The organism is Vibrio sp. B1FIG11 (assembly GCF_905175335.1).
In the GTDB taxonomy this organism is placed as follows: Bacteria; Pseudomonadota; Gammaproteobacteria; order Enterobacterales; family Vibrionaceae; genus Vibrio; species Vibrio campbellii.
Genome location: NZ_HG992751.1, coordinates 1,756,725 through 1,782,567, shown reverse-complemented (window position 1 = coordinate 1,782,567; position 25,843 = coordinate 1,756,725). Strand labels below are relative to the sequence as shown.

The 25,843-nt window shown below is 46.1% G+C and carries 20 protein-coding genes and 1 pseudogene; 12 read left to right on the top strand and 9 right to left on the bottom strand.

Features of this window, described 5'->3' with window-relative positions; translation table 11 throughout:
* Positions 1–108: 108 nt before the first annotated feature.
* Together KHO06_RS08565 and KHO06_RS08560 are read right to left on the bottom strand one after the other, a co-directional pair.
* Complete coding sequence (locus KHO06_RS08565) at positions 109–1,062, bottom strand: hypothetical protein (RefSeq protein ID WP_045452017.1); 954 nt, start codon at positions 1,060–1,062, stop codon at positions 109–111.
* 14 nt (positions 1,063–1,076) lie between these two features.
* Entirely contained in the window at positions 1,077–2,366 is a 1,290-nt protein-coding gene (locus KHO06_RS08560; protein WP_244858397.1) for a hypothetical protein, read from the bottom strand.
* A gap of 233 nt (positions 2,367–2,599) precedes the next feature.
* Here KHO06_RS08560 and KHO06_RS26740 point away from each other — a divergent pair, with 233 nt between their 5' ends.
* A complete protein-coding gene (locus KHO06_RS26740; RefSeq protein WP_280519520.1) occupies positions 2,600–2,731 on the top strand; it encodes a hypothetical protein in 132 nt (43 codons plus the stop codon).
* A gap of 35 nt (positions 2,732–2,766) precedes the next feature.
* Here KHO06_RS26740 and KHO06_RS08555 read toward each other — a convergent pair whose 3' ends face one another.
* Positions 2,767–4,080, bottom strand: a complete 1,314-nt coding sequence (locus tag KHO06_RS08555; protein ID WP_212582425.1) for a MipA/OmpV family protein — start codon at positions 4,078–4,080, stop codon at positions 2,767–2,769.
* 273 nt (positions 4,081–4,353) lie between these two features.
* Between KHO06_RS08555 and KHO06_RS08550 the strand changes: the two are divergent.
* A pseudogene (locus tag KHO06_RS08550) lies at positions 4,354–6,391 on the top strand (M4 family metallopeptidase).
* Positions 6,392–6,441: 50 nt separating this feature from the next.
* Here KHO06_RS08550 and KHO06_RS08545 read toward each other — a convergent pair.
* Positions 6,442–8,253 (bottom strand): ricin-type beta-trefoil lectin domain protein, encoded by a 1,812-nt coding sequence (locus KHO06_RS08545; RefSeq protein WP_212582462.1) that lies wholly within the window; start codon positions 8,251–8,253, stop codon positions 6,442–6,444.
* A 334-nt stretch (positions 8,254–8,587) separates the two neighbouring features.
* On the opposite strand from KHO06_RS08545, the gene KHO06_RS08540 reads away from it, so the two are divergent.
* The 3 genes from KHO06_RS08540 (at position 8,588) to KHO06_RS08530 (ending at position 11,485) form a co-directional block, all read left to right on the top strand.
* Positions 8,588–8,938 (top strand): hypothetical protein, encoded by a 351-nt coding sequence (locus tag KHO06_RS08540; RefSeq protein WP_043883652.1) that lies wholly within the window; start codon positions 8,588–8,590, stop codon positions 8,936–8,938.
* 22 nt (positions 8,939–8,960) lie between these two features.
* Positions 8,961–10,901 carry an alkaline phosphatase D family protein gene (locus KHO06_RS08535; RefSeq protein WP_212582424.1) on the top strand — a complete coding sequence of 647 codons (1,941 nt, stop codon included), beginning with the start codon at positions 8,961–8,963 and terminating at the stop codon, positions 10,899–10,901.
* Between the two features lie 143 nt (positions 10,902–11,044).
* Positions 11,045–11,485, top strand: coding sequence for a TerB family tellurite resistance protein (locus KHO06_RS08530; RefSeq protein WP_005433825.1), 441 nt, complete (start codon positions 11,045–11,047; stop codon positions 11,483–11,485).
* A 202-nt stretch (positions 11,486–11,687) separates the two neighbouring features.
* On the opposite strand, the gene KHO06_RS08525 is transcribed toward KHO06_RS08530, so the two are convergent.
* Complete coding sequence (locus KHO06_RS08525; RefSeq protein WP_212582423.1) at positions 11,688–12,218, bottom strand: 3'-5' exonuclease; 531 nt, start codon at positions 12,216–12,218, stop codon at positions 11,688–11,690.
* An 82-nt stretch (positions 12,219–12,300) separates the two neighbouring features.
* Entirely contained in the window at positions 12,301–13,842 is a 1,542-nt protein-coding gene (locus KHO06_RS08520) for a sensor domain-containing diguanylate cyclase (protein ID WP_045384139.1), read from the bottom strand.
* A 285-nt stretch (positions 13,843–14,127) separates the two neighbouring features.
* On the opposite strand from KHO06_RS08520, the gene KHO06_RS08515 reads away from it, so the two are divergent.
* Genes KHO06_RS08515 through KHO06_RS08505 form a run of 3 tightly spaced genes read left to right on the top strand, consistent with a single transcriptional unit; the run spans position 14,128 to position 19,606 of the window.
* Positions 14,128–14,760: a DUF2760 domain-containing protein gene (locus KHO06_RS08515; RefSeq protein WP_005434042.1), complete on the top strand. Its 633-nt coding sequence runs from the start codon at positions 14,128–14,130 to the stop codon at positions 14,758–14,760.
* A complete protein-coding gene (locus KHO06_RS08510) occupies positions 14,760–16,724 on the top strand; it encodes an Hsp70 family protein (protein WP_212582422.1) in 1,965 nt (654 codons plus the stop codon). Before KHO06_RS08515 ends, KHO06_RS08510 begins: the two co-directional genes overlap by 1 nt.
* 56 nt (positions 16,725–16,780) lie before the next feature.
* Positions 16,781–19,606 carry an Hsp70 family protein gene (locus KHO06_RS08505; protein WP_212582421.1) on the top strand — a complete coding sequence of 942 codons (2,826 nt, stop codon included), beginning with the start codon at positions 16,781–16,783 and terminating at the stop codon, positions 19,604–19,606.
* Positions 19,607–19,691: 85 nt separating this feature from the next.
* Here the strand turns inward: KHO06_RS08505 and KHO06_RS08500 are convergent, their stop codons facing one another.
* Positions 19,692–19,886, bottom strand: coding sequence for a hypothetical protein (locus tag KHO06_RS08500; RefSeq protein WP_005433953.1), 195 nt, complete (start codon positions 19,884–19,886; stop codon positions 19,692–19,694).
* Between the two features lie 86 nt (positions 19,887–19,972).
* Here KHO06_RS08500 and KHO06_RS08495 point away from each other — a divergent pair, with 86 nt between their 5' ends.
* Positions 19,973–20,659, top strand: a complete 687-nt coding sequence (locus tag KHO06_RS08495) for a DNA-3-methyladenine glycosylase I (RefSeq protein WP_212582420.1) — start codon at positions 19,973–19,975, stop codon at positions 20,657–20,659.
* Between the two features lie 91 nt (positions 20,660–20,750).
* Here the strand turns inward: KHO06_RS08495 and KHO06_RS08490 are convergent, their stop codons facing one another.
* The gene (locus tag KHO06_RS08490; RefSeq protein WP_212582419.1) at positions 20,751–21,728 is read right to left on the bottom strand and encodes a Gfo/Idh/MocA family oxidoreductase; all 978 of its coding nucleotides are present in this window, start codon (positions 21,726–21,728) and stop codon (positions 20,751–20,753) included.
* 11 nt (positions 21,729–21,739) lie between these two features.
* A complete protein-coding gene (locus tag KHO06_RS08485) occupies positions 21,740–22,027 on the bottom strand; it encodes an antibiotic biosynthesis monooxygenase (protein ID WP_005389066.1) in 288 nt (95 codons plus the stop codon).
* Between the two features lie 103 nt (positions 22,028–22,130).
* Between KHO06_RS08485 and KHO06_RS08480 the strand changes: the two genes are divergently transcribed.
* The 3 genes from KHO06_RS08480 to KHO06_RS08470 all read left to right on the top strand — a co-directional run bounded on the left by KHO06_RS08480 (position 22,131) and on the right by KHO06_RS08470 (position 25,841).
* A complete protein-coding gene (locus KHO06_RS08480; RefSeq protein WP_212582418.1) occupies positions 22,131–23,006 on the top strand; it encodes a LysR family transcriptional regulator in 876 nt (291 codons plus the stop codon).
* Between the two features lie 332 nt (positions 23,007–23,338).
* Positions 23,339–23,830, top strand: a complete 492-nt coding sequence (locus tag KHO06_RS08475; protein ID WP_005433764.1) for a type II secretion system protein — start codon at positions 23,339–23,341, stop codon at positions 23,828–23,830.
* A 271-nt stretch (positions 23,831–24,101) separates the two neighbouring features.
* On the top strand, positions 24,102–25,841 hold the full coding sequence (locus KHO06_RS08470) for an ABC transporter transmembrane domain-containing protein (protein WP_045419276.1): 1,740 nt from the start codon (positions 24,102–24,104) through the stop codon (positions 25,839–25,841).
* Positions 25,842–25,843 lie beyond the last annotated feature (2 nt).

The window sequence follows — 25,843 nt, the reverse complement described above, 5'->3', positions numbered from 1 at the left end:
ATTTGATGCACTCTTTCCCTTAAAGCATGATCAAAAAATAGTGCATATGGGTTGAGAATGGGATATCCACCAGCGGTGGGTACCCCATCATTGATTAAATTGTGCCTCTTAGAATTTCCATACAATGCCAACTTTAGAGAACCAAACCAGCTGATCACCCGTCCAAGGTGCAGGGTTTGCGTGACGATCCTTAACTTGAATATCCGCTAAGAAAGAGAAGTGCTCATTGATAGGTAAATCCGTGTATAGCGCATAAATATCGTAGTCAAAGTGGTCACGGTTATTTGGATCCGAGCCCATATCCAACGTACCTCGTTCATAACGCAACTCTAGGTAATTGCCGTTATCAAAGTTGAACTGGACTAAAGGTTTAACGGCAAATTCGGTGTAGTTGAAGTCGTTGTGTTCCTCTACGTAAATCACTTTCGCACCAATATTGATACCGTTGTCTAAGCGGTACAGGTACAAAGGCTCACTCTCGATAAACGCGCCGCGACTTCCGGCACCTTGGCGTTCATCTTTGTAACCAAGCTCTGCACTCAAGTGAAGAAAGTGACGACCGTAGCTCAGATCGATACCTGGTTTAACCATGTATTTGTCATAGTGCCACTCACCGATGGTTTTTTCGTATGACAACATCAAGTTAAGTGCGACGTTTTCATTTTGACGCCAGTAGAAGCTCGGGATCAGCTCAGAATAGTTGCTGAGGCCAGTACTCTCACCGCCACGGCTATGATGAATTTCCTTCATCACATAACCCATGCTGAAGTTATCGGTAATACGCGTAAAGCCGTCCGCATAGATGTAGTGAAGCAGCTCTTCATCTGGCTGATTTTCATTGTTTACGCGTTCGTATTCGATGCCGGTAAGTGCACGAGTTCTCGGAGAAGCGTCACTGCTCTGTGCAGATTCCGTTTCCAGAATTAGCTCTCGATATTCATGGTCACTCCATAGACCGACTTCTATTTCCTCTTGAGCTTCTTCGGCTAGCGCAGCGCATGGAAGCGCGAGGCTCATTAAAGGGAGTAGACTTGATAGTTTCACTGCTTTTCTTAAGTTCACGATTCAATACCTATCTAGTTGTTGTTTGGTTCGAAGGTTTCGTACATATCAACAATCGTTGAGTAGTAGTCTTTGCTTTCTAAATAGGTGCGCACATCCTTATTAATGGCTGGCGATAAGAAAGCGCCAACAAACATTCCCTGATCAAGTGATAGGATTTTCGTGGAAGTCTCACCCTTAGCGTTGACCGCGTCGTACCAACCGTAAGGAGTTTCAAGCTGCGGGTAGAAATCGATAAGTCTATTCAGCAGATTCACGGCCTCAAATGGCTTAACCATGTAAGAGAGTGCTAGTGCGTGGGGTGTACCAGTCTCGCCACCTTCGATGTCATTGTTAAAGCGTACTTTGGACTCAGATAATTGCGGAACACCAAATGCGGCGTAGCCATCATCAACGGTCGCTGCAGAGGAAACGAACGGAATTTGGTTATGAATAGCGTGATACTTTTGAACCTCAGTCATGTCTTCGATGATCGAGAAATCAGGCATTAGGGCTCGCTCTTCCAACCAAATCATAGAAAGCATGCCTTGGAAGTAAGCACCGTCCCATGTCAGCATCGGCGTCAGCTTTTTACCATTTAGGTAGTAGTCATGGGTGTATAACTCCATGTTACTGAAAGCCGTCTGCGGTACCGATTTTTCAGAGTTCTGGGTGATTAGGTGCGCCCAAACAGGAGCCAGTCGGCTTTCATTGGCTTTACGATCAATATGGTAGGTAAGTGGTGCGTCAGTTTTGGTAGACCAGCCAGAGTAAAGCAGGCCTTTGTCTTTATCGTAAAGTTCAGACCAACCTTCAATTTGGCTGTTGAATATCGCCTCAACCTTTCCAACAACTAACTGCTCTTGTTTCTGTTTGGAATCAATGTACGCCCCCGCGACACCAGCTAAAGCAAACGCCAAGTTAGCGTTATCAACTGCCGGTACGATTCCATCTTCGTTTGGTTTTAGTTGGTCACCTTCAATGTCATAAGGCCAGTAGAACAAGCCTTTCCATGTTGGTGCTTTGGCGAGTGCATCCAGAGTTTCATGAATACGAATTAATGCATCGGCATTGCCATTTTTATGCGCTTCAACGAGGACATTGAGGTACAAACCTATCTCAGTCGTATTAACGTAGTAGTCGTGCTTAATATTCCCCTCTTTATCGACGAAAATCGTGTCGTAGGGAACTTTGGCTTTTTGGTCAACACCCACACCGTCGACAAAAAAGTCTAAGTTGTTCTGTAAGTGCTGCTCAAATCCTACCGGATAGAGTTGTGGATTGACGGTAAGTTCAGTGATTGTGACATCAGCGAACGCGGACATGCTAACCATTAGGGTAGAGGTAGCTAAAAGGCTTTTTTTTATCATTGCTCGTATCGACCTTTGTATATAAACGTTTCACCACGGATATTCCCATTGGAGAAACATTGGTCGCAATGTGGCTTTTAGTCTTTTGTGATTAGGGCGCTGCTGAACACATTCGACATGCTTAAACCTTTAAGCATTTAAGCGAAAACATGTGAGAAATCTATCAAGAACGTTAATGGGAAGAGGATATGAAACAGGTGCAGAAGTTTGAGAAACAACAAGCCAAAACGCCGATTCTGCCAGTCATTTCAACTAGAAAAAATGGAAAAACGCAGAGATCAAAGAAAAGGAAATGTGGGCAAAAAGCCAAGCCTTTCTAACAATATAAAGGCTTGGCTAATTCATCTAGTTGCGATTAAAAATCATACTGGAAGTAGATGGTATTGTAGTTACTGCCGCCTTTGATACGACCAAACTGAGAAGCACTCTCGAAAATCGCACTACGGTGATGCAACGAGTAACCGACCCACATGTTTTCCCAATCTTTCTGGTTAAACAGATCGCCTACATTCACATCAAATGAGAAGTCGAGATAGTTCAGCAAATTACTTGCGGTGTAGCCTTTCTCTTCCATCTCAGTTCCTTCGATGTAGGTGATGTTATCGATGTAAGACATACCCTCTGCAACACCGAAACGCCATTTGGTCGGCCAATTAAAGGTGTAGTAAGCCTTAATCGCCATCACATACTCAGTACTGGACGATTGAACCTCCGATGACCAATGGTGAACCAAGCCTGGCGTTAGGTAGATATCAATTGGGAAGCCGAAGATTTCATCCGTCAAAGGGTGTCCGTAGAATAATGACGTTAGCTGGTTGTTGTATTCATCCTTCTCGGCATTCAACTTGAAAATATCGCCGATATTAGAAGGCGTTGCCCAACCGTGTGCAACACGCAGATACGGACGGTTGCTCAACTCTGATTTACGAGCCTTCCCTTTGTCATTGAAGAAACCGAAGCCAACAAAGACTTCACCTTGATAGCGGTCTTCAACAATTTGGCTATTATACGCTTCATTGTCTAAGCGCGTGACGCTGGTTTCGCCAAGTAAATACAGGTTCGAGATAACATGGTAACGCGCCTTAATGCCCAAGTTAGCATCAATCCCTGCCCCAATTTTCTCGCCCGTTACTTCATCAAACGAGTAATAAGTGCTGTTGAAGTCAGCGTCTTTATAACGAATGGTAAAAGAAGGTTCCAACTCCCAGTCGCCAAACTCGTAGTTCGCCGCGATACGGTAGTTAGAATGAAATTGAAATTCGTCATCCGTCATAACTTCGAATTCAGCGCGCCAGTTCTCGTCAAAGTTGTAACGAATTTGGCCACCGACATCAACGCGATCGCCCTCAAAAGCGTTTTGAACTGATTTAGGAATATCAACAAAGCGCAAGCGCATGATCGCACTCGCACGCCAATCGGATTCGTCCTCATCAAACAAGAACACGCCACCTTCAAGGCCATCAATGTAAAGGTGTTCATTCTCAAAGAACATCATTGGTACAAACGTGCTTACTGTCGAGTCATCGTCAGCTGTATAAAAAGGAATCGCAGCAGTGCGGTACATCGCTGCAATACCCCACTCTTGTTCTGCATGCTTCGACTCAGCAAATGCGGCTCCGCTTAGCAATAAGCCCGAGCATACTAGTGATGTTCCTAGTAGGTGTTTCATAACTCTCCTATGTCGCTGTAATTAGAGACAGTATTCAATCACAAAGAGTATATCTGACTTTACTCGTCTATCGGTTAAAAATTCCTACAGGACTACGTAGCGTTACTATAACCGCACATATTTTAGGCGATTTATAAATTTGTTTTGAATTAACCTCAAATATTCAACCAATTGCACTTACTCATTTCTGGGTTTTATCTTTAATCTGCAATCGCATTTTTGCTATGAATACGTACACATAAGAAAATACACAATCATAATAAAAGGTTAATTATGCGAAACGTCACTTTATTATCGCTTGTCCCTTTCGCGTTCGCCTCGCAGGCAGCACAAATTGTGGAACACTCTCAAACTGACCTCTCTGAAGCACTCAATATTGCTGGTGAATCATCTTACATGCCAGCAAGTACCGAGCTGAGCTATCAAAACATCAACCGAGTAGAAATTGGCCAACAAACGCTCGTTCGTAAACAGCAGTTGCACTACGGCGTACCTGTCTACGGCCACTCTGTCGTCGCAGATCTTTCCGCAAAAGGCTTTGCTCAATCGATTGACGGCAATGTCGTTGTTGGGATCGATAACGACTTGGACTCAACACTACCTATGATCAGTGCCAACCAAGCGATTGAGATCGCAACGGGTACTGAGCAAGGCTTTGCATCTAACGAGTCTCCAGAGAATGATGCTCGTGCGGAACTGATGGTTTGGCTTGACGAACAAAATACTGCGCACCTTATCTACAAAGTCGATGCGGTTAAAATTGTCAATCTGCGTCCCTCTCGTCCTATCACGCTGGTCGATGCAAAATCAGGAGAGATCATGGACCAATGGGAAGGTCTTGCATTTCTTGAAGCAGAAGGCCCAGGCGGCAACCAAAAAAAGTGGCCGTTATTACTTTGGCCCAAATACTAAATTTGGTGGATTTCAAGTTGACCAATACTGTCAGATGAACAGTGATAATGTTGAAACGATCAACATGAACAACCAACAATGGGGTGGTCAAGTTCATCGCTTCAACTGCAACGTGAATAACTACCGAGAAATCAACGGGGCATACGCGCCAATGAACGACGCACACTACTTCGGCCAACGTGTGTTTGACATGTACCGTGAGTGGCTTGGCGCACGTCCTATCCAACAAAAACTCACCATGCGCGTTCACTACGGCTCAAACTATGGCAACGCGTTTTGGGACGGCCGTCAAATGACCTTTGGTGATGGCAACAGCTCTATGTACCCTCTTGCGACTTGGGATGTTATCGCACATGAAGTCAGCCACGGTTTCACCGAGCAAAACTCAGGGTTGGAATATCGCGGCATGTCTGGCGGAATGAACGAATCATTTTCAGACGTCGCTGCTGCTGCACTTAGCCAATACGTGCATGGTAGCTTCAACTGGAAGATGGGTGAACACGTGATGAAATACTCGCCGGCAATGCGTTACTTCATCAACCCAAGTCACGACGGTGCTTCGATTGGTCACGTGAACCAGTACTACCGTGGCATCGATGTTCACCACAGCTCTGGTATTTTCAACAAAGCCTTTTACCACCTAGCGACAAGCTCAGGCTGGAGCATCAAAAAAGCATTCATGGCTTACGCAACGGCGAACCAGTTGTACTGGACGCCAAACTCAACCTTCCAGCAAGGTGCAGAAGGCGTATGTAAGGCAGCGCAAAAGCTGGGATATGAAAGTTCTGCGGTCACGTCTGCGTTCTCTCAAGTGGGTGTTCAGGTGATGAACTGTGAAAGCGGTCAACCTAATCCAAACCCGAACCCAAATCCAAACCCTGGACCAGATACTGGCATGACCGAGCTTTCGCTCAACATGCCTGTCGCGATCCAAAGCAACACGGCAGGTGAACAACAGTTCGTTCTGCGCAGAACCTCTAGCGATGATGTTTGGGTACAAACTTACAATGGCTATGGTAATGTGGAACTTTATGTAGCAATTGATCGCCCAGCAACACCTTCAGATTACGACTGCTCATCGACCAATATGGGTAATGAAGAAGCGTGTGGGTTTGGTGGTATTCAAGGTTCAGACATTTATGTCACTGTAACAAATACGCAGAGCGCTTCTGACGCCTACCTTGCCGTCAGTGAGGCATACGGAGCGCCACAGCCAAATCCAGAACCACAAGACCAGTGCGCATCTCTGCAAGAGTGGTCACCTTACACTTACTACCCTGCTGGTTCTTCAGTGAAGTATTGGGGCAACCGCTTTGTTGCGACACAAGATAACTGGGGAGCAGACCCTTATCAGAACTACTGGTTCTGGACATTTGAAGGCAGCTGTAACGACTATTAAGCAATGATAAAGAGAGCCCGCTACGATAGCGGGCTCTGTGTTTGTTTTAACTATTCCAAATACCACTCACTGCCTTGTACATCGGCTTCAACAAGCCAAGTGCGGTCATTCCACTTCAAAGCATTATCAAGACGGTTCTTTATCTGCCCACCTTCCCATCGCCACTGCTGGGTAGGAAAATCGCCACACTGCTCAAGAGTAATCTCAATGCCTTGTTGATCAAGGCACAACTCAGGATTGCTTCGACTCACAAGCTTGCCTGCAGACGTTAACTTCCACTCTTGGTTATCTCCACTATGACAACGCCAACCAAACACTCTGGAGCCCTCACCTGATGCGCTGTACTCCACATCAAGACACTGCGAGCCACTCTCCGTGTTGGTTTTTATTTTTTTCCATCCACCTTGGCCATCTTGCTTACCTGACGAAGCGGCAAACAGAGCTTCGACAACTGCCGTCATTGGCTGCGTGTAACGAGAAGCACGTGGGGCTTGGTACTGCCAGTTCTGGGGAATCGGCAATGACATATCCCACTCGCCGTAGCCATCGTAGTATGATTTTGCCACCGCCATTGGTGTTGGTGTCCAGAGGAAATCTGGGTGACGATTTTGATACCACTCCCCTCCAATCACTTGTCCATTTGCATCGATTTCAAGGTCGTAGTAATACGTCACTCGTGATACGCCATCATAACGAGGCATGTCAGTCGAACGATGCGTAGGGTTAGTTTCAACCATGTATTCAACTTGCATTTGAACACCAACAATGGAAGCTGCGCGACGTGAGCGATATGTAGAGAAACGATCTTTGTCGTAAGATTCCAAGCTGATCATGACATCTGCAGGATCAGAGGCCGACCGGTACGTTTGCGGATTAAAATATTGCAAGTTGTAGCCTAAAACAGGTTGGTTCCAAACTTGATAATCGTAAGTAGCATCCATGATCAAGCTACGGCCAGATAACCCCAACTGGTTTAACACCGCTAAGTGCCAACTGGCTGGGTTAGTATCATTACAGTCCGGTTCAATCACTCGCCCATTTTCATCTTTTGCTGGGTTCTTTATGTTGCATCTCCCACCAATAAAACGAGTTTCAAACGGCGCTTCTGCCCACAATAAAGTTCCAAGTGCTTTGATATCAGAAGGGTAAAACTTTAAAGGCTCACCATTAGCGTCTGGCACAGTGACAGATTGCGTTGGCCTCGGAAGCATATACGCAGCCGCAGCCCAACCATGGCACAGTCCCATCCAGCGTTCTACACTGCCATTCGATTCGTAGTACCCTTTGCCAGAATCCCAAGAACGCTTTGATAGCGTAAATTGGGTATCCCCCACCAGTAAATCGTATTTTTCTGCCGGAGATAAATCCTCTCGATCCTGTCCTTGAACCGAGACTACCGGCTTTTGAATGTGCGAAAAGTCAAAATACTCTTGCCAATTACTCGCACTGAGCTCCCTGTCGCCATAGCGCCAAGCAGCAGCACCAGAATACAGAGGCCAGTATGTGTCGGACCAAGGTTGTACATCAAGTCGTTTGAAGTTTGGTGTCTGACGGTGTAACTCATCGAGATTTCGAATCAGGCCATTTCCTAAATCCACCAAACGTGCAGGATTGTCATTATTAAGATTCGCAGAAAATGAGTGAGGAGATTCTGATGCCGCTCTCTTCATAATGGCATCGCGCACGGATGCTCGAATGGATTCCGATTCTTCAATATTAATGATGGGATACGTGTCGCCCTCCTTTTGAGGTAACTCGTTCATCACTTCAGTTGGGTTTTCATGAAAAGCACTCATGAAAACTTCAATGTTATTGTCAGCAGCCATCACCCCAAATGCGGGGGAAAGACAAAGTAAGGTCATTATTCGTTTCATTTCGGAACTCTATTATACGTCAGTTAAATTTATTATCGATAATCATTCTCATTATCGAATGGTGACGTAGAGTGCTTAGTTCCCGCCATGAAATCAATCAGCACATCGGACCAATCATTCGATTCGTGATTCCACCTGAGAAGATTTGTTGGATTTATCACCAAATTTATTTAAAGCGAAACTTATCGATAATTGCGCATTTGCTGGGGCTAAAGATGTGATGACAATGCAAGCAATTAAGATTCCACAATGATTAAATGGCTTAGTTTTTTCCCATTTCGCCGATACAATAGAAAACCAATGATCAAAGCCGCAGTGAACCGTGAAAGCATCTGAACTCATCACCATAATCAACAACTTGCCTGAAGGTAGTAACCCCGATATCGTCATGGGAGAAGAATGGCTACCTGAGCGCTTGGAAAGCACCACACTCGATGGTGACATGCTGTTCATGCACTTCGATAACGCACCAGAAGATGGCCAAGGCGAAGAAGAAGGCCGTGGTTTTGTTGACCATGAAATTGACTTGATTCGTACTCGCCTACAACAAATCCTTGATGAAGATAGCGATAGTGCGTCAAAAGCCGATGCCATGTTAGGTTTGTTTCTGATGGGACATGAACTTAGCAGCTCACAAGTTATCGAAATACTCGAAGAAGATTCAGAACACTAATTTGAAATAATAGGAAACCGCTTTGCCAACATCGCTCAATACCAACGAACATCTCTCTCTTCCCCTAATTATTGCCGGCCCGATTTTAAGAAAAGTCACCGCAACGGAAGTGAACATTTGGTTGGCGACAACGCAACCTCTCGAAGGATTGGTTGAAATCAGCGATGCTGGCACGGGTGAACAATACTATTCTCGGCCTGTTTCAAAAGAGCATCTATTACAAGTCGGTAAACGTGCTTGGGTTTGCATGCTGACGCTGCAAGGCGAATTTCCTACCCACCGTGCACTGCGTTATCAGCTCCATACTCAATCCGGTTTGTTAACCGAGCTGATACCGCATCTTATCTATGGCGAAGATAAGCAATCAGCACAAGGTGTGGAATTCTTGATCAGCGAGAAAGCTGATTATGTATTGCACGGTTCTTGTCGTAACCCACATCATTTTAGTAAGGACACGCTCGTCCAAGCAGACGCAAAAGTTGCTAGCCAGCAGATAGAAGACCGCCCAGATATGCTGATCATGAGCGGCGATCAAATCTATGCCGATCATGTAGCGGGACCAATGCTGGACGCCATCGAACAGTTGGTCGAGTTATTGGGCTTACCTGACGAAGAGTTCGAACAAGCGCCGATTAAAAACACGCAAGAGCTGTATCAAAGTCCAGATTGCTTTTATGGCCGAGATAACATTCTGCCCCACTACGTTGACGATGGAAGCTTACTGAGCAAGTTCTTACCTCATCGTGGCACGCCCATCTTCAGCTCGCGCGAATGTGAAAACCATCTCATTAGTTTTGCGGAACTGTTTGCGATGTACCTACTCGTTTGGTCTCCAGTGCCTTGGACGTTAGTCAATCGCGAGCGTTTATTGGATAGAAAATTCACCACGGGCGGAAAAGCACTAGAGCCAAAATGGCAGCAGCATTGGCGTGACGAGAAAGTTCACATCGATGCTTTTGTTGAAGGTTTGGATAAAGTCCAGCGTTTGCTCGCTCACGTTCCTACTTACATGATCTTTGATGATCATGACGTGACCGACGATTGGAATCTCACAGTTGGCTGGGAAAAAGCAGCCAATGAAAACCTCTTCTCGCATCGCATCATTGGTAACAGTCTGATCGCTTACTGGCTGTGCCAAGGTTGGGGAAACGCGCCAGAAAAATTCAACGCCCCATTTATGGAGCATGCGCGCCGCTACTTTGAAGAGCTCACTTCAGAATCCCAAGACGAGTTCATAAAGTACCTCTATCGTTTTGAAGATTGGCACTATACGATTCACACCTCACCAAAAGTGGTAGTGTTGGATACGCGTACTCGTCGCTGGCGTTCAGAGTCTCGTATGAACAAACCATCAGGCTTGATGGATTGGGAAGCCTTGATTGAATTCCAACAAGAGTTGATGCATCAAGACAAAGTGATCATCGTCTCTGCCGCGCCCATGTTTGGTGTGAAGTTTATTGAAACGCTGCAACGCATCATGACGGGCTTTGGTCAGCCATTGCTGATTGACGCAGAAAACTGGATGGCGCATCCGGGCAGTGCGAATACCTTAATCAGTATTTTCACTCACACCAAGACACCAACTAACTTCGTGATTCTCTCTGGTGACGTGCACTACTCTTTCGCTTATGACATCAAGTTGCGCTTTCGCCGCAATAGTCCAAACATCTATCAGATCACTTGCAGTGGGATTAAGAACCAATTTCCTGCACAACTGCTGAGCGCATGTGATGCTATGGATCGCATGTTGTATAGCCCTCGCTCACCATTGAACTTGTTCACAAAGCGCAAGCGTTTGAAGATTTTTAAACGCGCCCCAAGCAATCACAATTTCTACCGATTAGTGAACCAAAGTGCGATTGGCGAGCTGAGACTAGATGAAGATGGAAAGCCAAGTAATATCAGTATTTTAACAGGTGAAGGTGACTCAATATATTTCCCTCCAACACAAGTTGAGGAATAAATCAGCGCTTTTGCGGTCAAACAGAGTATTGAGCAAAATCACCTTCTCAATCGTATGAGTTCTTGATCAAATTGCTTCAAGACCTTGAGATTTTCTCGAACCATTACCATCTTAAATAAATAGATAACAGCTTGGTGTTTAACATGTTTAATTCGCTTACTTCATTATTTAAACAACTTATTGAAGGCTCAGACCTTAGCCAATCCAACACACTGTCACCCAATATGGCGATAGCATGCTTGCTTTGTGAAGTGGCGGGTGCAGACCATCAAATCGATGAAAGAGAGCAAGCAACTAAACGTTCTCTGATCATGAAATTGCTCTCATTGACGGAAGAAGAGACCAACACCCTCCTCGCTCAAGCTCAAAGCAAATCGAGTGAGTCGACTTCCCTTTATGACTTTACATCTCAGCTGCGTGAGCTTTCTCAAGAAACCCGCTATGAGCTCATCAAGAGTATGTGGGAAGTAGCGTACGCTGATGGAGAAGTTGATCCGTTAGAAGATGCCGTCATTCGTAAAACGGCCGAACTGCTCTATGTTGACCACAGTGACTTTATTCGAGCGAAGCTGCAATCTCAGTAAAGCAGCCCCAGGATAAGTAACAACCAATAAAAAACGCGCTACATGAGCGCGTTTTTTGTGTCTCTATCTTGGATTCAGCCTAAACAAATCGCCTTTCCTTCCAGAGCCAAGCCAACATTGTTGTTATCTATTAATAACTAATTTAGTGCTGGCTTATGACGAGAAGACTGAATTCCAATGAAAGATTGATGAAAGCCTAGGTTTACAGCATGGTCAGTGCAAGTTTCGCTAAGTTGTACGCATCCACGTAACCCGAATGCTGGCGGCCTTCCCACTCAATACCTTTCGCTTCTTGCGCCGCTTTATGGCCAATACGTTTGTCTTTAAGACGGTTTTGGATTCGGTACAAAGTCGCTAAGTTAATGAACTCGCTAAACGGGGCATCAATGCCCTTTTGTTGACACTCTTCTAGCAGAATAAGATCATCACGTCCCCAAGACGCATAAATCTTGTTACGACCGCCGAAGTTCTTTAGCATCGACTTGAGCACTTCTTCTAGTGGACGACCTTGTTTTTCAATCTTACGAGGAGTGATACCGGTTAACTCAGCACAGAACAGAGAGACTTCATCATGCTCTGGTTTCACGTAGTATTGCGCGCGTTTTACGATTTCACCTTTCGACAAATCTATTTCAGCCAAACCAACTTCAATGATCTCGCCCGTGCTACCCACGCCGTTTTCATTCCAGCAGCACATTTCTAAATCGAAGCAGACGATACGGTTATGGTTCATAGTTTGTCTTGATTCCTAACGTAAATTTGAAAGCGTGAGATTCTACCGTAACCAAACTCAAAACTCGAATTTGCTCGCTGAATTAATCGCCGATCGATACAGAGTTTCGACCATTTTTCTTACTTTGGTAGAGCTGCACGTCCATTTTGTGGAACAAACTCTCAGGATCTTCCCCTTTGTGCACCGCGGCACCGATACTCAAGGAGCAAATGATCGGCGTGCTTTCGTAGTCAAATGGTGAACTCGCCACGATGCCACGCAACTTGTCTAGGTATGTGGCAAGCTCTTCTTTATCCGTCACCTGCGATAAGATACAGAACTCATCACCACCAGCTCGGTAAAAACGGTCACCATCAAGTAGATTCGCATTCACTAGTTTCGTCACATGCAATAACGCTTCATCACCAGCCAAATGGCCATATTTATCATTAATCAATTTGAAGCGGTCGATATCGAAGCCAACCAAAGAGAACTTAACGTCACCATTAATGTAGTGCAGCAAGTTATCATTAAATACGCGTCGGTTGAGCAATTGGGTCAATGGGTCTAATTCCGCCATACGCTTTAGCTCCACGGTTTTACTATCAAGCATGACCGCTAGGCGTTCTTTCTCACGAGATTGAAGGTTGACGATATAACTGATCAACAAAGCGATCACTAAGCCTGCGATGCCGGTGCCGTAAAGCACTGAACGCTCCCAAGCAGAAACCGATTCTGACAATTTGAACTCAACTTGCCATTCACGATTTGGCAGCGGAATGGTCCGACTGATAACTTTGCCATTCAACCCATCCCAATCGGCGCTTTTGAACAGTACAGGATCGTCGTAAGCATCAAAGCCCATGTCCTCAACTTTGACCGACATATCTAGCTCTGTGGCAGTTTTAGTAATCAGTTGGTCAAAGTACACGGTGCTTCGTACCACACCAATGACCACACCAAGCAGCTCGTGTTTGTCGTAGCTAAAAACTGGGTGATAAACCAGCAAGCCTGACTTTTCTAAAGATTGATCGTACCCATCTTGTAGCAGGCGAACTTTGTCAGAAATGTTCGGTCGGTTATTCTTAATAATGTCATCAAGAATCAGTTCAAATCGCAAACGTGATGAGTAAAAGCCCAGTAATGATAAATTGGTTTCGGTTCTTGGGTAGATGTCTGTTGCTATAAAGGCTGGCGCGCTGTTTTCAAGGATATAACCCTGAGTTCTTGGGCCGTCTTTTGGTACAGTAAAAATCTCAAAAGTAGGAAAGGTTTTTCGGGTCTTTTCTAAGTAAGTATCAAGCTCATTTGGCGCCACACGCTCCATCCACTGCAAACCAATTAAGCTCTGTGAACCTTCTACCACTTGTTTCGCGTAGTAAGGAAATTGCGTCCAGTAAGATTTGTCGACGGAATGAAAGAAGTTGGCACCAGCACCAATGAATTCGAGATCGTTTTCCACCGCAAGTTTGAGAGATTCCGCTTGGCGGTCAGCCAAGGTATCAAAGATGGTCATGGTGTAACGCTGTTGGATTTTGTAGGCAACACCCACCATGCCTGCGGCAACAATAATGACCGTAATAAAGGCTACAATAGAAGCAGAATATCGTTTGAAAATGCTCTGTTGAGCCGTGCTATATGTCATTTCGTGTTCCACGTTTTTTGCGTGTAATGCTTCGATAATGATGGAAATACTGCGCTACATGTGGATAAACATCAAGCAACAACGTTTGCAGCTCCGTCTAATCGTTGATTTTTCATGCTAATCATGCGGTATATTCACGAATTATTACAGTCTTAAGCCTTGAATATGCTACCATCCACCATCATTTTAATGTCTAAACTTGGTGCAGGTCGCAAAGACGATCCTTTTAGTAAACATATGAGCCAATACTGAGCGCCAATAAATCAATAGAAAGAGAAAAATGTCATGAACATTGATTTGAACCTAATTCCTCAAACGTTCGATATGCTTCACGCAGGCCTTGCGGCTTCGAGCGTTTTGCTTCTTCTTATCGCGGTATCTCGTAAATCTAAAGTGATCGAGAAAGTGGTAGAAAAACCAGTCGAGAAAATCGTCGAGGTTGAGAAGCCTGTCGAGAAGATCGTTGAAGTAGAAAAAGTAGTGGAAGTTGAGAAAGTCGTAGAACGTGTTGTAGAAGTTGAATCTAAGCTTGCTACTGCATCTACAGATTCTGCAATGCAGCTGCTTTCTATCATGCAGCAAGAAGCTCGTCTGATTGACTTCTTGAAAGAAGACCTAACGTCATTCTCTGATGAAGAAGTAGGCGCAGCAGCTCGCGTAATCCACACTGGCGGTCAGAAAGTGCTGAACGACTACGTGACGCTAGCGCACGTTCGCAACGAAGACGAAGAAACTCGCATTACGGTTGAAGAAGGCTTCAACCCACAAGAAATCCGCCTAACTGGCAACGTAACAGGCAGCGCGCCATTCAACGGCACACTAGTTCATAAAGGCTGGAAAGCAACATCAATGACGTTGCCAAAACTAGCTGAGAACTACGATGCATCTGTGATCGCTCCAGCTGAGGTTGAGCTGTAATGGAACACATGAACCAAGAAAACCATTCTCAAGAAGCGTCTGTTGAAACTCAACAGACGCCTGAATTCAGTGTTGGTATCGACTTAGGTACAACACACTGTGTCATGTCTTTTGTTGATACACACGATGAAGACGCTCGCGTTGAAGTTATGCCTATCCCGCAACTTACCGCGCCAGGCACGGTAGAGACTCGCAGCCAATTAGGCTCTTTCTTATACCAACCGCACGAGCACGAAATGAACCCGCAATCACGCGTTCTTCCGTGGTCGAGCGAGCCAAAAGCTCTGGTTGGTGCGATTGCACGTAACCTAGGTTCAAAAACACCAATTCGTCTTGTTGCAAGTGCGAAGTCTTGGCTTTGCCACGCTGGTGTGAACCGTCGTGATGCGTTCCTGCCAGCAGGTAGCCCAGAAGAAGTGGAAAAAGTATCCCCTCTTCGCGCGACAGAGCTTTACCTAGAGCACCTAAAAGACGCTTGGAATCACACCAATCCAAATCACAACCTTGCCGATCAAGACGTGACTATTACTGTTCCTGCTTCTTTCGATCCTGCTGCTCGTGATCTAACAGCAGAAGCAGCACGCAACGTTGGTTTTGTGCACCTAACGCTTCTCGAAGAGCCACAAGCTGCACTTTACAACTGGATTGATAACAGCGACGACAAATGGCGCGACGAAGTTGAAGTTGGCGACATCGTGCTTGTGGTCGATATTGGTGGTGGTACAACCGACCTTTCCTTGGTTGAAGTAACTGAAGATGACGGCAACCTAACTCTGAACCGTATCGCGGTAGGTGAACACATCCTACTTGGCGGTGACAACATGGACCTTGCACTTGCGTACCGCTTGAAGATGAAGCTAGCGCAAGAAGGCAAAGAGCTACAACCATGGCAGGTTCAGGCAATGACACACGCATGTCGTGACGCAAAAGAAGCGCTATTGAACGACAGCGAACTTCAGTCAGTGCCAATCGTAGTACCAAGCCGTGGTTCTAAACTGCTTGGCGCAACACTGAAAACAGAACTGACTCAAGAAGAAGTACAACAAACACTGGTTGACGGCTTCTTCCCTCAAGTTGCGATTACTGATCACCCTGTTCAACGTAACCGTGGTGCACTAACGCAAATGGGTCTGCCTTACGCACAAGATGCAGGCATTACTCGTCACATCGCAGCATTCTTGTCTAAGCAAGCTAATGCCCTTTCTGCTTCAGGAAATGGCGCAGAAGCAGCAGCTCAAGACTTCAACCCATTCGCAAACATGCCTGGTATGCCAGGGGCGGATGCAGCGCAATCGGCTGACTTCATCAAGCCAACCGCAATCCTATTCAACGGTGGTGTTCTGAAATCGAAACTTCTAGCAACTCGTCTAGAAGACACGATCAACGAATGGCTAATTGAAGCAGATGCTGAAATGGCAAAACGCCTAACAGGTGTGGATCTAGACCTTGCGGTTGCTAGCGGTGCGGCTTACTACGGCTCTGTACGTCGTGGTCAAGGCGTCCGTATCCGTGGTGGTATTGCTTCGGCGTACTACGTGGGTATCGAAAGTGCGATGCCAGCGATTCCGGGCATGGCGCCTCCAATGGAAGCACTTTGTGTTGCACCATTTGGTATGGAAGAAGGTTCAAGCGTTGACGTACCAAGCCAAGAGTTTGGTTTGATCATCGGTCAGCCGGTTAACTTCCAATTCTTCGGTTCAACCGTTCGTCGTGATGACCTAGCAGGTACTCACCTAGACTACTGGGCACCAGAAGAGCTTGAAGAGCTTCCAGAAATCCAAGTAACGCTGCCTGTCTCTGAAGGTCGTCGTGAAGGTGAAGTGGTTCCGGTAACCCTAGCCTCTCGCGTCACAGAGCTTGGTACGCTTTACTTAGAAGCCATTGCCGCTGATAACGGTCAAAAATGGCATGTTGAGTTCGATGTGCGCGAAGACGCAAAAAGCGACTCAAACGAAGAAGAATAAATAGAAAATCAAACGGCATCCAATCGGGTGCCGTTTTTAAATACACGAAGGTTTGTATGGCATCTCCTCGTTTTCTTGTTGGTATTGACCTTGGCACCACAAACACTGTGGTGGCGTATTGTGAAATCACCGACAACCTTGAACAATCCGAAGTATCCCTATTCGACATCGACCAATTGATTGGTCCGGGTGAAGTGGTTCGTAAGCCACTGCTGCCCTCTTTCCGCTACCACCCTGCGATTGGTCAAATATCCCCTTCTGACCTGACACTTCCTTGGGAAAACGAACCTGTATCTGGCGACATTAGTAATGTGATCGTGGGTGAATGGGCTCGTGAATTAGGCGCAAAGGTGGAAGGACGCCAGGTATCCAGTGCTAAAAGCTGGCTATCGCACCAAGCAGTGGATCGTAGCTCAGACATTCTTCCTTGGGCTGGCGCGCAAGACGTAGATAAAGTCTCACCTGTCATTGCCAGCGCAAGTTACCTCAACCACATTCGCCAAGCGTGGAACTACCGACACCCTAGCAACAAGCTAGAAGACCAAGATGTAGTTGTGACAGTTCCAGCGTCGTTCGATGAAACCGCTCGTAAGCTCACGCTTGAAGCCGCTGAGTTGGCAGGTTTGAAAAAAATCGTCCTGCTCGAAGAACCACAAGCCGTATGTTACGACTGGTACGCACGCCACCAGCAAACCGCAGCCGATGAGCTCAAAGAGCTGCCACTGATTCTGGTGTGCGATGTGGGCGGTGGTACTACCGACTTAAGCTTGATTGAAGCAAGTTTCTCTTCACAAAATGAGCTAGCCCTTGATCGTATTGGCGTTGGCGAACACTTGATGCTGGGTGGTGACAACTTCGACTTAGCATTAGCGCACCTTGCGGAAAGCCGCCTTTCTCAAAATAAAGGGGAACAAAGCAAGAAGCTCACTGCAGCAAGCCTGACTAAGCTGATTCAGCAAACTCGCAAGGCTAAAGAGAACCTGCTTTCAGCGAACGCTCCTGAAGAAGTGAAAATCACCATGCTGGGCAGCGGCTCAAAACTTCTTGGCGGAACAAAGAGTATTGGGCTGAGCAAACAAGAAGTGCACCAAATCGCTTTAGATGGCTTCTTCCCACTTTCTGATTTCAGTGAAGTACCAGATAAACGCCGCAGCGCGGTTGTCGAGTTTGGTCTTCCATACGTTGCTGACCCAGCAGTGAGCAAACACGTTGCCGAGTTCTTAACGACGCATCAGCAAGTGTCTCGTGCCGCTCTTGGCATTGAAGACGACAAACAAAATGCCATTCCAGTCGGTTTGCTACTCAATGGTGGTGTATTCAACAGTGAGCTTGTGACTGAGCGTGTCACTACCCTACTTTCCGATTGGCGCGGCGCTCCGGTTACGGTTTTAGATAACCCACATCCAGATTGGTCGGTTGCACTGGGTGCTGTTGCGTTTGGTAAAGCACGTCGTGGTGCACAGCTTAAAATTGGTGGTGGTGCAGCCCGTTCTTACTTCTTGCATCTTCAAGAAAAGAACAAGATGGGCAAAGCGCTCTGTTTGCTTGCAAAAGGTACAGAAGAAGGTCACGAGATCCGCTTAAGCGGTCGTCGCTTCTCGCTTACCCTAGGTGAACCCGTTCGCTTTAACCTGCTGACTTCTACCCACGACACCTTAACCAATAACACCGCCATTCAAAACGGAGTGATGGTTGACGTTGATCCGGACTTGTTTGCTCCTCTGCCACCTTATATCACCACCCTTGAAGGTGAAGGTGCCGAACTGCAAGCCAACCAGAAAGAGCGTGTAGAAGTGCAACTGGCGTGTCAGTTGACTGAAGTCGGCACGCTTAAGATGGAATGTGTCAGCGCAGAAGATGGCAGCAAACGTTGGGAGCTGGAGTTCGAAGTTCGTAACAAGCAAACCAACGACAGCGAGCAAGTTAAGCTTCACCCTAAACTGAATGAATGTAAGGAGCTGATCGCTCGCCTTTACAGCGGTAACAAGAAAAGCGCAGAAAGCAAAGAGATCAAAACCTTAGCCAAAGATCTTGAGAAGAAACTTGGCAAACGTGACGAGTGGGATTTCACGACCCTACGTCAACTGTTTGATACCTTTGCTCAAGGTCGTAAGCGTCGCCGCCGCTCTGAACAGCACGAGAAAAACTGGCTTCGTTTGGCGGGTTTTGCACTACGTCCTGGCTTTGGCGATCCAACCGACTCATGGCGTATTGAGCAAGTTTGGGGTCTCTACCAACAAAACATTCAGTTCAAGAACCATCAAGGTTGGACTGACTGGTGGGTATTCTGGCGTCGCATCGCAGGTGGTTTAAGCCAAGAGCAGCAAGAGACTATCTTGGCGGACATCGCGAAATACCTACACCCTGGCGCGATGAAAAACCCACAATCCGCCAAAGCGGCACAAGATATGGGTTATGAATCCATGGTTCGATTAGCGGCATCGCTTGAACACCTAGAAGTCGAAGACAAAGTTCTATTGGCAACGTGGTTCTTGAGCAAAGCCATCAACCATAACCAGTTCGAACAAGCGCACTGGTGGGCAATGGGTCGTTTGGCATCGCGTACACCTTTGTATGGCAGTCAGCACAACGTCATTCCTCGTGAACAAGCAGAACAGTGGCTACCGAAATTGCTGGAACAGAACTGGCTGAAAGAACCAATGATCGCCTTCGCTGCGGTGATGATTTGTCGTAAAACGGGCGACCGCCTATTCGATATATCTGACGACTACCGCGACCAAGTGCTGACGAAGCTGAAGCTGAGTAAAGTACCTGAATCTTGGGTATCGCTGGTTGAAGAAGTCAAAGAACTGTCTGAGAGCGAATCGAAACGTGTATTTGGTGACGCACTACCAAGCGGTCTGACGCTGGTAAATAACTAAGCTCCCATGCTTATAAACGCAACAAAGCCCTTCTCGTGAAGGGCTTTGTTTTATCTGATTCTACTTGCTGACCAAAGACAACTCGTTAGTTCATTTCCGTATTGATCACCACATCACGCGTTTCATTATCCATATCAGTGATGCCGACAACTGAGAATTCACGGTCAGATAAATTCTCAATCATGCTGTCTTCTAACCCACCGTCCGTCATCCACGCATAGAATTTTTCTGCAATACGATCCGAACCTTCCCCGACAAACGTTAATGTGACCTTCTTCATTTGTGACACTCCATCAATTTACGATTCAGCCACTTAAGCGTAGTATGTTTCGTAAATATCGACATAAATCAGGACTAACTTCTTTTATGAGTATCGAAAAATTTGACGCGATTTATCAGCGCGCTGCCGAGCGTAAAGGTGGTGAAGATCAACTTGAAGCGCTTTTGTCTCATCCACTAAGCAAAGAAGAATTGGCAGCGATTCCCGACGACCGTTGGTTGGCCGCTTTTTCGATGAAGGTATTCCAAAGTGGGATTTCGTGGAGCGTGGTTCGCAACAAATGGCCGAACTTCGAAGAGGTATTTTTTGGTTTTAAAATTGAGCCGCTATTGATGCTGTCTGATGAACAATGGGAAACCAAAGCGACTGACAAACGCATCATTCGTCACCTCACCAAAGTCATGTCGATTCCTGCCAACGCTCGTATGATCCACGAAGCAAAAGTTGAATACGGCTCGTTTGGCAAAATGGTTGCCGATTGGCCACAAGGAAAAGTCACCGACTTGTGGGCATATTTGAAGAAACGCGGTAATCGCTTAGGCGGAAATACTGGTCCTTACACACTGCGTCAAATGGGCGTCGACACTTTTATCCTGTCTAGCGACGTCGAGGCTTACCTGCGTAATTGCAAGATCATTGAAGGCGGAAAAGATACTAAGAAATCGCTCGACGCAACCAACAAGGCCTTTGTTCAATGGCAACAAGAAAGCGGAAGAAGTCTGACTGAAATCAGTCAAGTCATTGCATTCAGCACTGGCGATAACCGCATTTAAGCCAGCTGAACACAAATAGAAACGGCGCACTAAATATTGTATTTAGTGCGCCGTTTTTATTTTCATTGGCCTATTTCACCTAAACACAAGCTTACTTTGAAGCCAGTGATTCCCACTCCGTCAGTAGCTGCATGATACGGTGAGAGTCTTCCCATGTTGCACAAGGGTTCTCTAACGATGTACGCCCCGCTTCAACCGCCTGGCGGATATTGCGCACTTGATAGTAAAAAGCATCCCCTGCTGCCGGAACAGACACTTCACGCTTCGACGTCTCGTAAATTTCCACACTAAACTGGTTATCTTGCGTTGGTAGCCATGGATTCGAGTCTAACGTAATACAGCCTTTGCTACCCAGGATGGTGAACTGGTGTTTCAATCCATGATCTTCTGCAGTGTGTACGCTCGCCGTCTGTTGCTCACCGAATTGCATCATCAAGCTCGACTCGCAGATGTTCCCATCGTTACCTCGTCGGTCAATCGCTGTCATAGAGCGGTTTTCAAAAGCTTGTTCACCCAACATGGTTTTCACCACCAAATGCACCAAAGACATTGGGTAGCAGCCCAAATTATACAAAGCACCTTTGCTGTCTGGATTCACAAACTGTGCAATCGACGCGATATAAGAAGTATGGATCTTGCGAAGTTCACCAATCTCTCCCGATTTAAGCACCGAAACCAACTCGCTGATCAACGGGTGATGTAAATACATTAAGCCTTCAGCAAAGAATACCTTGTGCGCTTCTACTGCTTGAAGTGCCAGCTCGGTTTTTTCCATATCTACCGAAAGTGACTTTTCACACAGGATCGCTTTGCCCTGCTCCGCCGCTTTGACGATAAAGTCATGATGAAGGTGATTTGGCAATGCGATATAGATAATGTCGACTTGCTCATCGGCAATCAACGCATCGTAATCGTTAAACGTGTTTTCGATGCCATATTGCTCAGCGAATGTCTTTAAATTCTGCTCCGAACACCCAGCCACCGCGTACAACTCACTCTTGTCATCGCCTTGGATTGCCTCAGCCATGACACCTGAGATAAAGCTTGTGCCTAAAATGCCCCATTTCATGTTCACGTCTCCTATTGAGCTTGGGTTTCGAATGCTTGGACTAACTCCGCCATTTCAGCAGCAATGAACGCTTGTGTATGCGGCATAGCAAAATGTGCTTCAATCGCGGCACGGTTTTCATATCGCTCCCAAAGAATCACACGTTGCGGATCTTTAGAATCGTAGGTCGCATTCGCTTGCAAGCACCCCGCTTCGCTTTGCATATCAAGGCAAAATTGTTCAATGGCTTCAACCACTTGTTGTCTTGGCTTATCGGCATTCATTTTCAGTTCGGCGGTAACAAAAATCGTCTCGCTCATGATGGATCTCTTTCTCCATTCTTAATCATACGCCCACTGTAATTAACCTCATTTGATTGATAAACTCTGCTTTAGTTATTTCTTTATCAACTCTGGGTGTGTAATGGATAAATTAACAAGCATGAAAGTTTTCGCTTACGTGGTCGAACACGGCAGCTTTCGTAACGCCGCACACCACTTTGATATTTCACCGACCATGGTTGGCAAGCACGTGAGCTTTCTTGAGCAAAGCTTAGGTACACAGCTGATTCATCGCACCACGCGCAAACAGTCCCTGACCGAAGCTGGCAGACTTTACTATCAAGAGTGTCACCGCATTATTGAAGACATCACCAACGCAGAGAACCTGATCCAGACGCTGATCAACCGTCCAACCGGAACGGTAAAAGTTAACTGCCCTGTCACTTATGGCAAAAAGGTCATTGCACCCATCGTGGCTGACTTCTTAGCAGAATTTCCCGATTTGAACGTAGAGCTGATGTTGGATAACAATTTGATTGACCCATATCGAAGTGAAGCAGACGTGATTATTCGAATCGGAGAGTTAGTCGATTCGTCGTTAGTCGCGAGAAAACTGGGTGAATACCACATGACTTACTGCGCCTCACCCTCTTATCTTGAGCAGCATGAGCCTATCCAATCACTTGAAGATCTGGAGCATCATCATTGTTTGGGATTTCAGCATCACCAAGGGGAAAGCCAACAAGTGGTCAACATGCCTTCTAATACCTTTGGAAACAGCAACACCCGATTAACGTCTAATAACGGTGATGTGCTGAAGTTTGCCGCGTTAAAAGGCTCTGGCGTTCTGCTGCAACCAAAGATCTTAGTTGAACAAGAAATCCAATCTGGTGCCTTGGTAGAAATTCTCCAGCAACATGCTCCCAAGCCAAAACCGATCCACCTGCTTTACCGTTCAAAACAGCTTTCCCTTAAAAATCGTACTTTTGTCGAATTTGTTCTTTCTGAGATGAACTAACCCACCTCTCGTCGCCAAAAGCCGATTTCATTTACCGTGACAAACTTCTCCAGTGCGTTAGTGATACAAATGCCACATTCATCAAAGGGAATTCACGATTGAGGGCATCATGTTCCACGCTTTATTCCAACGCGTATTTCATCTCTTCTTATTGAGAGAAGGCATACTTTTTGTGTGAGAATGAATGAGTTTTTCCTGCAACTTTAAGCAACTTGTTTTATATATTAGAACCGAACCATTCATCGCATAACTTCATTCTTTTTCAATACCTTTCCAGCCATAATTTTGCTCCAGAATAGCAGACTATAAAAATACATATTCGGAGGTTGGTTGTGCGTAATACCAAAGGTTTTACACTGATAGAATTGGTGGTTTGTATCGTCATTCTTGGCGTGGTAAGTGTCGTTGCGCTCCCAAAATTTCTTGGTATCCAGAAGGATGCTCGCATCGCTGTCTTGTATGGTGCCCGCGAGGCGCTGATGACTGCCAACAATCAGGTCTACGCAAAAGCCGTGATCCAGTCGCAAGAAAACGTCGATTCTGGAGAGCTGATGAACATTGACTTGGACAACGACGGCGTTAACGATTTGATTGGCTATTACGGCTATATTAAGAATGTGATTCCGGCTCACGATTTGGCGGGATTCGATCCTCAGTTAACCATCAATCGATGGTATGGCGTCGAAGACGAAGAAGAGCCCTACTTTCTTATCGGCTTCGCAAATAAGCCTGTCGACATTTTTCATCTTTGCTACGTAGAGGTGTATTATCCGAAAACCGCAGGTGGTCAAATAAAATACGGAATTCAAACCAGAGACTGCTAAAACCGATAAAAACCAGCTTCAAGAGTGATACTTTTGGAGCTTTTCCCCTTCTTAGGGACAGAACTCCTTAAAAATGGCATTTAACAATAATTTCACAATATCTTGTTACATCCTCGCCTTTCAGCAATACATAAGGCGGCTATTCATCGAGCCTCTATAAAATCGACACATTGTGTTGTTTTTCATTTCGCTCAAAAATTATGCTTGTAAACTCATCCATTCGCTCAATAATGGTTCCATAATAAATTCAATAATTTAAGCAGGAGGCGAAATGAGAATATTTTGGCAGCTACGTTGGTATTTCCAACTAAAGTGGAAGCAGTATGTGGGGTCAATCCTACTATTTGCCGTCATTTCCGCCCTTCAGCTTGTCCCTCCCAAAGCGGTCGGCATTATTGTTGATGGCGTGGTCGATAATACCCTCGAAACCAGTACCTTAGTGATGTGGTTATTAGGACTTATCGTGCTATTTTTTGCAATATATGGCTGTCGAATTCTATGGCGGATATGGTTATTTGGCGCGAGTTGGGAATTAGGCACTATTTTGCGTAATCGCCTCTATCGTCATGTCTCTACTCAGCCCCCTCGATTCTTTGAACGATACAAAACCGGCGACCTAATGGCTCGTGGTACGAACGATGTGCGCAACATTGTCATGACTGCTGGTGAAGGCGTTTTGACCGCAGCCGACTCTCTGATCACTGGTATCGCAGTACTGATCATCATGGTGACGCAAATCAGTTGGAAGCTAACCGCAATGGCACTATTGCCGATGCCGTTTCTTGCCATCATTATCTTCTTCATCGTACGTATTCTGCATAAACGATTCAAAATCGCACAAGAAGCCTTCTCTACGATGTCAGACATGACTCAAGAATCACTAAATGGCGTGCGTATGCTGCGTGCTTTCGGGTTAGAAAACCAAGAGCAACAACGTTTTGAAGAGGTTGTCGATGATACGGGTGAGAAGAACATCGCCGTTGCTCGTGTCGATGCACGCTTCGACCCAGCGATTCAGCTGACCATCGGCATGTCTTTCTTTTTGAGCGTGGCGTCTGGTGCCTATTTAGTTGACCAAGGTGATATCACACTTGGGGATTTGACCGCCTTTACCATGTATTTGGGTCTTATGATCTGGCCGATGCTGGCATTCGCATTCCTATTTAATATCTTGGAAAGAGGCTCTGCTGCGTGGAACCGTCTGCAAGAAATCTTCGACGAGAAGCCAGAGATCGTCAGTGGTGAAACGCCATTAGGCACTCAACCTTTGCCTTTGCAGATCAAGATTGACGAATTCCACTGGTCTAAAGAGCTGCCACCAGCACTAACTGATGTTCACATCACCCTTGAGCCAGGAAAAATGCTCGGCATTGCGGGACCTGTCGGTAGTGGTAAATCCACGTTACTAACCTTACTGCTTCGCCAACACGATATGGATAACGGTACGATTCAATTTGGTGATGTCAAAATTAAGGACGCAGTTTTGCCAGAGTGGCGAGACCGTTTCGCAGTGGTTAACCAAAGCCCGTTCTTGTTCTCAAAATCTATCTTTGAAAACATCGCTCTGGGCAACCCTAGCGCATCAAAAGAAGACGTTTATCGAGCAGCCAAACTGGCTTGTATTCACGACGATATTGAGAAGTTTCCTGAAGGCTATCAAACAGAAGTGGGTGAAAAAGGCATCACCCTCTCTGGTGGTCAGAAACAACGTATCGCCATTGCACGCGCCATGCTGCTCAATGCCCAAGTATTGGTATTGGACGATGCCCTGTCTGCTGTGGATGGACGTACCGAGCACCAGATTCTAAAGAACTTAGAAACTTACTATCGTGAGCAGTCATTAATTGTCATTGCCCACCGCCTCACTGCTCTGGAAGCAGCAGAAGAGATTGTGGTGCTCAATCACGGACACATTGCCGAGCGCGGCCAGCATGGGACACTTCTGGAACGTCAGGGGTGGTATGCGGAAATGTACCAGTACCAAAAACTAGAACAGGCAATGGAGGACTAATC